Source organism: Micromonospora craterilacus (genome assembly GCF_003236315.1).
In the GTDB taxonomy this organism is placed as follows: Bacteria; Actinomycetota; Actinomycetes; order Mycobacteriales; family Micromonosporaceae; genus Micromonospora; species Micromonospora craterilacus.
Genome location: NZ_POTY01000255.1, coordinates 1 through 9,614, shown reverse-complemented (window position 1 = coordinate 9,614; position 9,614 = coordinate 1). Strand labels below are relative to the sequence as shown.

Here is a 9,614-nt window from a genome sequence, read left to right as displayed (position 1 = left end):
GGGGCGGACGCCGAGGCCGGGGGCGGCGCGGGCACCGGCGTACCCGCGCCACCCCCGTACGCGCTACTTGCTGGCCTTCTCGGCTTCCTTGACCGCCTCGACCCAGGCCGCGTCCGACTTGAGCGTGCCGTTCTGCACCCGGTTGATCACGTTCTCCACCGCGACCCGGGTCGGACCGTTCTTCTTGCCCAGGTACTGCGGCGTCAGGCCCTCCGCCATCTTCGGGAAAATCTGGCCGACCGGCGCGGCGTTGAAGAAGTCGTTCTTGAAGTCCGCGATCGCGGGGTCGGTGTAGAGCCCCGGCTGCGAGGGCAGGTTGCCGACCGTCTTGAAGACCTCGATCTGCTGCTCCGGCTGGATCAGCCACTCCAGGAACTTGTACGCCTCGTCGACGTTCTTGCCCTGCTTGGGGATGGTGAGGAAGGAGCCGCCCCAGTTACCGCCCCCGCCGGGTACCGCGGCGATGTCCCACTTGCCCTTGGTGCCGGGGGCGGTGTTCTGGATGTGCCCGAGCATCCAGGCCGGGCAGGCGAGCACCGCGAACGCCCCGCTGGTGAAGCCCTTGTCCCAGTCGGCCTGGAAGCTGGTGAGGTTGGCGGAGAGCCCAGCGTCGGCCGCCTTGACCGCGTAGTCGAAGGCGACCCTGGGGCCACCCTCCATCTGGAGCTGTTCGTTCTGGTCGTAGAAGCCGACCTGCTGCTGACCGAGGATCGGGTTGAACAGGTTGGTCGCGTTGTCGATGAACTTCTTCTTCGTCTTGGCGGTGTACTGCTGACCGACCTCCAGGAACTTCTCCCAGCTGGGCCAGAGCGCGGAGACCTGGTCGCGTTCGGTGGGCAGGCCGGCACCCTCGAACAGGTCGGTGCGGTAGCACATGGCCAGGCCGCCGACGTCGGTGCCGAGGCCGATCTGGGTCTGGCCGTCGGCCGACAGCGACTGCTTCCACTTCCACGGCAGGTAGTTGGTCTCGTACTTGCCGGCGCCCTTGTCGAGCAGGTTGACGAACTGGTCGGCCTGGCTGCGGAACTGGACCATGAAGCCCTCGTCGATGGCCGCGATGTCGGGCGCGCCCGAGCCGGCGATCAGCTTCTTCTGCAGGTCCTCGTGCTGGGCGTTGTACTCACCCGAGTTGAGGGCGATCTTGACGTTCTTGTTCTCCGCCTCGTACTTCGCCTTGAGGTCCTGCAACCCGAAGTCGCCCCAGAAGTTGATTTTGAGGGTGACCTCGCCGTCGCCGCCGGAGCCACCTGTGGTGCTCCGCCCGCTGCACCCGACGACCAGCGAGCCGACCACCAGACCTACGGCTGCGACCCGCAGCCAACGAGGCGTAGACCGTTTCATGACCCATCCTCCGAGACCATTGGGAACGCTCCCGAGATCGAGAAACGTTGACTGAACCGGATAAGTGAGGCCACCGTACGGGCGCGCTCCCACGGTGTCAACGGCGGGTTAACGACGCGGCCTACCCGTAACCGGGCGACCCGCCATCCCCGTGAAACCGCTTGATACACCGCTCTTCCGAGCACCCCAGGGCGGGCGCTGCCGACGACGGCCGAGCCTCCGCCCGACCGGCACCGCGTAGACTGAACCGAGCAAGTTGCGGCGACCCGGGGTGGCCGTCTCGCCGCGAACGACCCGCGCCTGGCCAGGGGCGGGCGACGGGTAGCGTGTCCAGCGCCGCCGGGCAGCCGCGCGGCACCCGGTCGACGGAACGGTTCAGGAGGAAGTACGCCGGTGAAGCGGCCCACGATCGCGGATGTCGCCCGGCGGGCGGGGGTTTCCAAGGGCGCGGTGTCGTACGCGCTCAACGGCCAGCCGGGCGTCTCCGAGGCGACCCGGCAGCGCATCCTCGCCATCGCCGCCGAGATCGGGTTCAGCCCGAGCAGCGCGGCCCGGGCACTGTCCGGCGCGACCGCCCGGGCGATCGGGCTGATCCTCGCCCGGCCGGCCCAGACGCTCGGCATCGAACCGTTCTTCATGGAGCTGATCAGCGGCGTCGAGGCGGAACTGTCCGCCCGGTCGTACGCGCTGACCCTTCAGGTGGTGGCCGACCAGAGCGCCGAGATCGTGGTCTACCGGCGGTGGTGGGGTGAACGGCGGGTCGACGGGGTGCTCGTCTGCGATCTGCGCACCGACGACCGGCGGGTGCCGGTGCTGGAGGAACTGGGCCTGCCCGCCGTGGTGATCGGCGGGCCGGCCGGCACCGGCCGGCTGGCCAGCGTCTGGTCGAACGACGCGGCGGCGCTGGTGGAGACCGTGGAGTACCTGTACGCCCTGGGGCACCGGCGGATCGCCCGGGTGGGCGGCCTGCCCGACCTGCTGCACACCGCGATCCGGACGCAGGCGTTCACCGAGGTGTGCCAGCGCCTCGGCCTGGCCGAGGCGGTCACCGCCTCCTCCGACTACACCGGAGAGGAGGGCGCGCGGGCGACCCGGCGGCTGCTCAGTTCCCGCGTCCGCCCGACCGCGGTGATCTACGACAACGACGTGATGGCGATCGCCGGGTTGTCGGTCGCCCAGGAGATGGGCCTCGCGGTCCCCGGCGACCTGTCCATCGTGGCCTGGGACGACTCCCCGCTGTGCCGGCTGGTGCACCCGCCGCTGACCGCGCTCGGCCGGGACATCCCGGCCTATGGCGCGCACGCCGCCCGGCAGCTGCTGCAGGTGATCGAGGGAGCCCCGGCGGTCGAGTTGCAGGACGAGACCGCGCACCTGACCCCGCGAGGCAGCACCGGCCCACCCCGCGACCGATGAACCGGTTAAGAGCGACCGGCAATAGGGCGGTGGAGGCGAGGCGGGTCCTGGCCGAGGATGGCAAGGCGGAGGAGGAGGCCATGCCGGTGTTGCATGGCCGACGACGACAACGCCGCCAGCCGAAGTGCCAGGGCGCGCCGCAGCCCCGCCAGTCCTATTGCCGGTCGCTCTAAGCAACTCTCGCCGTCACCGCGGTGTGGAGGGAAACTCCTCCAGGTACGCCTCGACCCGCTCCGCGGTCGCCGGCCGGGCCAGCTCGTACCCCTGCCCGTAGTGGCAGCCGGCGCGGAGCGCCCCGTCGACCTGGTGGGCGGATTCCAGTTCCTCGGCCACCACCTCCACGCCGAGCCGGTCGGCGACGGTGACCACCACGTCCAGCAGGGGGCGGTGCGGATCGCTGCTCGCCGCGACCACCTCCGGCCCGACCTTGAGCAGGTCGATCGGCAGTCGCCGGAGCTGGGCGAGCGAGGCGTGCTCGGCGCGGAAATCGTCCAGCGCGGTCCGGATGCCCATCGAACGCAGCCCGGCCAGCCGCGCCACCACGGTCGGCAACTCGGCGGCCACCCGCGGCTCGGCGACCTCGACCACCAGCTGGTCCGGCGCCACCCCGTACGCCTCCAGCACGGCCGCCGTGCGGGGCACGAAGTCCGGTGAGGTCAGCTCGCGAGTGGTGACGTTGATCGACATCCACAGCCGCCGGCCACCGACGGACCAGTCCGCCAGCTGCCGGCAGGCCCGGTCCAGCACCCAGGCGCCCAGCTCGCCGACGATGTCGAGATCCTCGGCCACCGGCAGCAGCTCCGCCGGAAACACCGTGCCGAGCACCGGGCTGCGCCAGCGCAGCAGCGCCTCCGCACCGACCGGCGACCGGTCGGTGAGCGCGAGCACCGGCTGGTAGACCAGGTCCAGCTCGCCCCGGGCGACCGCACCCGGCAGCTCCCGCTCCAGATCCAGCCGGCGGACCAGCTGCTCCTCCAGGTAGGCGTCGTACCACTCGACCCGGTCCCGGCCGAGCTGGGCCGCGCGTCGCCGGGCCAGGTCCGCCTGGCGCAGCAGGTCCTCCGGCCGGCCGTGGGCCAGTTCGGCGAGCCCGACGCTGGCCCGCGACCGCAGCACCGCCCCCGACACCTCGTAGGGCCGACCCAGTGCGGTGAGCAGGTGGGTGCCCAGCGCGTAGGCCAGCACCGGCCCCGCCGCGGTGACCACCGCGAGACCGCTCCCGGGCAGGTCGAACACCTCGTCGTCGTCGCCCGTCATGGCCCGGGCCCGGCGGACGGCCTCGGCCGCCACGTCGTCGCGCACCGCCACCCCGGGCAGCTCGGTGAGGTGAAGGTCGACCACCAGCAGCGCACCGACCGCCGGTTCCGGCCTCGCCGCCAGGGCCCGCAGCAGTTCGGCCCGGCCGGTCGGCACACCGCCGTCGCCGGTCACCGGAGCCGTCGGGGACGGCGGGGCATCCGGGACTCGCAGGGCATCCGGAGTCGTGCTCCGCTCCGCCGCGCCGCCGAGCAGTTCACGCGCCACCAACGCGGGCACCGCGGCGAGCGCGAGCAGCACCGTGGCCTGGTCCGGCAGGTGACCGGCCTGCAACTCGTGGACTTCGGTCAGCACCACCGCGACCGCCGGGACCACCGTCCGCGGCCAGACCGGTGTGGTCCGCCGTGATGCTTCGCCCTCGGCCCGCACCACCCGCCGCATCCCGGCGGCGATCAGCAACACGCCGACCACCAGCGGGGGTACGGCCAGCAGCGCCGCCCGCCCGGCGGCCGGACCGGCCGGCAGCGCGGCCAGCAGCACCAGGGCGAGCAGGGTCAACGCCGCCCCGGCCCGGGTGCGGGCTTCGCCGGTGTTCGACTGCACCCCGGTCAGCACGGTCAGCGTGCCGACGGCCAGCACGCCCAGGGCCACCGCCACGGCCAGCCGCGCCGGTCCCGCCACACCGGCGTACGGCAGCAGCAGCCAGCCGACGAGCGTCAGGCAGACCCCGGGCGCGGCGCCGTCGAGCAGGTGGCGCAGCCACCCCCGGGCCGGCGGGCGCGGCCGGTAGGGCAGGCTGAGCAGCCCGGCGCCGAGCAGGGCGGCGGTGCCGGCGAGGCCGGCGGCGGCCGCGGCCGGCCGGTATCCGGCGGAGGCCAGCGGCAGCACCGCCGCGGTGAGGCCGGCGATCACCACCGCGGCGTGCAGCAGGGCGGCGGCCCGGCGAGGTCGGGTCGCCCGGCGACGGGCCAGCCGGCCGACGGCGGGATCGACGGGTGGCGCATCCGGGCCGAGGGTCAGCCGGGACAGGCGCACACCGGCCAGCGTGGCACCGGCGGCACCGGCGAGCGCCACCACACCGAGGGCCGGCACCGGCCCGGCGGCACCGACGACGACCAGCACGGCGACCACCGCGAGGACGCAGGATTCCGGCAGCATCGGACGGTGGACGGTGGTACGGGACGGACTGGCGCGAAACGCGGTGGCTCGGAACACAGACGCGACAGGCACGACATTCGCCTTCGTGAGGGGGCACGGGGGCGGTGCGGCGGAGCGCGGACGGCGAACATGATGGTCCGCCGCCCACCACCGGTGAACGAGTCAGCCGGCGACGAGTGACGCCCAACGGACAGTGAGCCAGGTCACGCCCGTTGCCGGCGGACGGCCGGGACAACCCGGTGCGAACCGTCCCCGCCCTGGTGGGATCATCGGGAGATGGCTCGCTCCGACACCGCACGATTCCGGCACCACCAGGCCATCCTGGTCGCGGCGATCGTCGCCGCCCTCGGCGCCCTCCCGCTGGCCAGCTCCCGCACGTACCTCCTGCCGGTGCTGCTGGTGCCGGTCGCGGTGGCGGTCTGGGCCGGGCGCGCCGGCACCGACGCCGACCCTCGCGGGCTGCGCCTGCGGGCGCTCGCCGGCGAGCGTCGCATCCCCTGGGACGAGGTGGTCGAGCTGGGTGCCGATCCGCGTGGCCGGGCGGTCGCCCAGCTCGGTGACGGCCAGCGGCTCGTGCTGCCGGCGGTACGCCGCGAGGACCTGCCGCGACTGGTGGCGGCGGCCGGGCGGGGCGAGGTCGAGCCCGCGGCTCAGTAGCCGTTCACCACCACGTTCTCGGGTTGCTCACCGGCCGCGAACCGGCGGATCTGCTGGCCGACCAACCGGTACGCCCGCGGCAGCAGGCCCCGGACCGACCCCGCCACATGCGGGGTGATCAACACGTTCGGCATCGCCCAGAGCGGATGGTCGGCGGGCAGCGGCTCCGGGTCGGTCACGTCCAGGGCGGCGGAGATCCGGCCGGTGGCCAGCTCGGCGACCAGCGCGTCGGTGCGGGCCACCGGCCCCCGGGCGGCATTCACCAGCAGGGCCCCGTCGGGCATCGCGGCCAGGAACTTCTCGTCGACCAGCCCCCGGGTCTGCTCGGTCAAGGGCACCAGCAGCACCACCACGTCGGCCTGTGGCAGCAGCTCCGGCAGGTCCGCCACCCCGTGCACCCCCTGCTCCGGCCGGGCCGTGCGGGCCACCAGGGTGAACGTCACCTCGAACGGCGTCAGCCGGTCCCGCACCGCGGTGCCGATCGAGCCGGCGCCGACGATCAGCACCCGCTTGCCGGCCAACTCGTCGGTGGGCGCCACCTCGTCGTAGGCCCACCGTCGCTCGGCCTGGGCGCGGGCCATCGCGGGGAAGGCGCGCAGCTGGGACAGGATCGCGGTGACCACCCACTCGGCGGTGGACGGGTCGTGCACGCCCCGGGCGTCACAGAGCGTGACCCCCGGTGGGACGCGGCCGACCCAGGCGTCCGCGCCGGCCGAGAGGAGCTGCACCACCGCCAGGTCGGGCAACTCGTGCAGCAGCGCCGTGGCGTTGGTGCCGGAGAGGAAGGGCGGCACCCAGAACCGGACGCCGGCCACCGGCGAGGGCAGATTCGTAGGGTCGGCCATCGTCTCGACGGTGACTTCCGCCGGCAGTTCGCCGAGCAGGGTGTGACCGACCTCGTGCGGGATCCATACCTTCACGCTCGCCGACGATAGGCCCCCACGATCGGTACCGCCGCCGGGGGTGGGCCCGCGTCGGCGGCCACGGCGCCACCCGCGGCGGGCTACCCTGGGGCGGGTGAGCGCTCCCCCGTACCCCCGCGCCCGTCGGGTTCGCACGGCCCTGGCGGCTTCCTGCGCCACGCTGCTGCTCGCGGCCACCGGTTGCAGCCTCGGCGAACCGGATCCGGATCCGGCCGGCGAGCCGCCGAACCTGCCCACCCCCTCGGCCTCTGCGAGCGCTGGCGACCAGTCGGTCGTCGCCACGGTGCTCGCCCGAGGGCTGCGGGTGCCGTGGGGCATCGCCTTCCTGCCCGACGGCGGCGCCCTGGTCACCGAACGCGACAGCGGCCGGATCCTCCAGGTCGGCCCGGAGTCGAGCCCCGACGGCCTGAAGATCACCGAGGTACAGACCATCGACGGCGTGGCGGCTGCGGGCGAGGGTGGCCTGCTGGGGATCGCCGTGTCACCGGACTTCGCGCAGGACCGCACGGTCTTCGTCTACTACACCACCGAGCGGGACAACCGGATCGCCCGGCTGCGACTCGGCGAGGCGCCCACCCCGATCCTGACCGGCATCCCCAAGGCGGGCATCCACAACGGCGGCGGGCTGGCGTTCGGCCCCGACGGGCAGCTCTACGCCAGCACCGGCGACGCCGGCGACACCGCTCAGTCGCAGGACGTCAAGCGGCTCGGCGGCAAGATCCTCCGGATCACCCGGGAGGGGAAGCCGGCACCCGGCAACCCGTTCCCGAACTCCCCGGTCTGGTCCCTCGGCCACCGCAACGTGCAGGGCATCGCCTGGGACGGCGACCGGATGTACGCCGTCGAGTTCGGCCAGAACACCTGGGACGAGATCAACCAGATCACCAAGGGCAAGAACTACGGCTGGCCCGAGGTCGAGGGGCGCGGCGGCGACAAAAAGTACGTCGACCCGATCGTGCAGTGGTCGACCGACGAGGCGTCCTGCTCCGGGCTGGCGGCGGTCGAGCGGCTGCTGGCCACCGCCTGTCTGCGCGGCCAGCGCCTCTGGCTGGTCGAGCTGACCGACACCGGCACGGTGCTCGGTCAGCCCCAGGCGCTGCTGACCGAGCAGTACGGGCGGCTGCGCGCGATCGCCGCCGCGCCGGACGGCTCGCTCTGGGTGAGCACCTCCAACCACGACGGGCGGGGCCAGCCCGCACCGGAGGACGACCGGATTCTGCGACTTGTTTTCGCAGGTGGCGGAGCCGGGCGAAGCTGAGGCACTCTCGAAACACAACACCTCAGGTTTGCCAAGATCCTTCGGCGGGCAGGTCAGAATCTCAGCATGGACGGTCAGGAAAACGAGGAGCCGCGCCGCGACCGGGACGGGGACAGCCCCGCCGGTCGCCCGCGCCGCTTCCCACGGCTGCGGCTACCTGCCGCACAGCGCCGCGACGGGCGGCGGCAGCTCGGCGTGCGCCGAGCCGCCGTTGCCCTGGCCGTCCTGTTCGTCGCGCTGGCCGGGGTGCTCGCCGGCGTGGTCGCCGGCGGGAGCGTGGGCACCGACATCGGGCCGTTCCACGCCCGGCTCGCGGTTTCGCCGTCCGCCAGCGGCGGCACCACCGTCGAGATCCCGCCGCTGGGCTCGCTGCTGCTGGACAGCCACGACGGGCCGACCCACCTGACCGTGGAGCTGGGCGCGCTGGACCAGAGCCGCGTCGAAGCCCTGATCGACGACCCGGCGAGCCTCAACCGGGCCACCCAGTCGGCGGTCGACGAGGTCCGGGACGGGGTGCTGCGACTCGGGCTGCGTACGGTCGCGTCCGCCGTACTGGCCACCCTGGTTCTGGCGCTGCTGGTCTTCCGGAACACCCGCCGAGCGGCCTGGGCCGGTGGGCTGGCGCTGCTGATCACGGCGGGCAGTCTGGGCACCGCCGCGGCGACCATCCGCCCCCAGTCGATCGAGGAGCCCCGCTACGAGGGGTTGCTGGTCAACGCCCCGGCGATCGTCGGCGACGTGCAGAAGATCGCCAACGACTACACCCGGTACGGAGAGCAGCTCCAACGCCTCCTGGGCAACGTCACCCAGCTCTACACCACCGTGTCGGCGCTGCCGGTCTACGAGCCGGAGCCGGGCACCACCCGGGTGCTGCACATCTCCGACATGCACCTCAACCCGACCGCCTGGCAGCTGATCCGGACCGTCACCGAGCAGTTCGGCATCGACGTGGTCATCGACACCGGCGACATCACCGACTGGGGCAGCGAGCCGGAGGCGTCCTACGTCGGCTCGATCAGCCTGCTCCGGAAGCCGTACGTCTACATCCGGGGCAACCACGACTCCGACCGGACGGCCGCGGCGGTGGCCCGCCAGCCGAACGCGATCGTGCTGGACAACACCACCACCACCGTCGCCGGGCTCACCATCGCCGGCATCGGCGACCCCCGCTTCACCCCGGACAAGAGCACCTCACCGGCCAGCGGCGGGATCAACGACCCCACCGCGGACGAGCTGATCACCACCGGCGACAAGCTCGCCGCCATGGTCCGCAGCTCACCGCAGCCGGTGAACATCGCGCTGGTGCACGACCCGGCCACCGCCGGCCCGCTCGCCGGCACCTGCCCGCTCGTGCTCGCCGGGCACACCCACCGGCGGCAGATCGAGAAGCTGCCGGAGGTGCCGGGCCAGCAGCCCACCACGCTGATGGTGCAGGGCTCCACCGGTGGCGCCGGCCTACGCGGGCTGGAGGGCGAGCAGCCGACCCCGCTCACGATGACCGTCCTCTACTTCGACCAGCAGAAGCAGCTCCAGGCGTACGACAACATCACGGTCGGCGGCACCGGCCAGGCGCAGGTGAACCTCGAACGCACCGTGGTGACCCAACC

At 73.1% G+C, this 9,614-nt stretch carries 7 protein-coding genes; 4 read left to right on the top strand and 3 right to left on the bottom strand.

Translation table 11 applies throughout. The annotated features are described in order from the left end of the window. Positions 1 to 63: 63 nt before the first annotated feature. Positions 64 to 1,341, bottom strand: coding sequence for an ABC transporter substrate-binding protein (locus tag C1I95_RS28355; RefSeq protein ID WP_111218372.1), 1,278 nt, complete (start codon positions 1,339 to 1,341; stop codon positions 64 to 66). Positions 1,342 to 1,734: 393 nt separating this feature from the next. Here C1I95_RS28355 and C1I95_RS28350 point away from each other — a divergent pair, with 393 nt between their 5' ends. Further along, a complete protein-coding gene (locus tag C1I95_RS28350) occupies positions 1,735 to 2,754 on the top strand; it encodes a LacI family DNA-binding transcriptional regulator (RefSeq protein WP_111218370.1) in 1,020 nt (339 codons plus the stop codon). A gap of 186 nt (positions 2,755 to 2,940) precedes the next feature. On the opposite strand, the gene C1I95_RS28345 is transcribed toward C1I95_RS28350, so the two are convergent. After that, the gene (locus C1I95_RS28345; protein ID WP_111218368.1) at positions 2,941 to 5,169 is read right to left on the bottom strand and encodes a bifunctional diguanylate cyclase/phosphodiesterase; all 2,229 of its coding nucleotides are present in this window, start codon (positions 5,167 to 5,169) and stop codon (positions 2,941 to 2,943) included. Positions 5,170 to 5,445: 276 nt separating this feature from the next. Between C1I95_RS28345 and C1I95_RS28340 the strand changes: the two genes are divergently transcribed. After that, positions 5,446 to 5,826, top strand: a complete 381-nt coding sequence (locus tag C1I95_RS28340; RefSeq protein WP_111218366.1) for a PH domain-containing protein — start codon at positions 5,446 to 5,448, stop codon at positions 5,824 to 5,826. Here C1I95_RS28340 and C1I95_RS28335 read toward each other — a convergent pair. Next, positions 5,820 to 6,746: a 2-hydroxyacid dehydrogenase gene (locus C1I95_RS28335; protein ID WP_111218364.1), complete on the bottom strand. Its 927-nt coding sequence runs from the start codon at positions 6,744 to 6,746 to the stop codon at positions 5,820 to 5,822. The two genes, C1I95_RS28340 and C1I95_RS28335, sit on opposite strands and share 7 nt — an antisense overlap. A gap of 88 nt (positions 6,747 to 6,834) precedes the next feature. Here C1I95_RS28335 and C1I95_RS28330 point away from each other — a divergent pair, with 88 nt between their 5' ends. Beyond that, entirely contained in the window at positions 6,835 to 8,007 is a 1,173-nt protein-coding gene (locus tag C1I95_RS28330; protein ID WP_438941346.1) for a PQQ-dependent sugar dehydrogenase, read from the top strand. A 66-nt stretch (positions 8,008 to 8,073) separates the two neighbouring features. Continuing rightward, the coding region (locus tag C1I95_RS28325) for a metallophosphoesterase (protein WP_111218360.1) at positions 8,074 to 9,614 on the top strand (1,541 nt) is incomplete at its 3' end.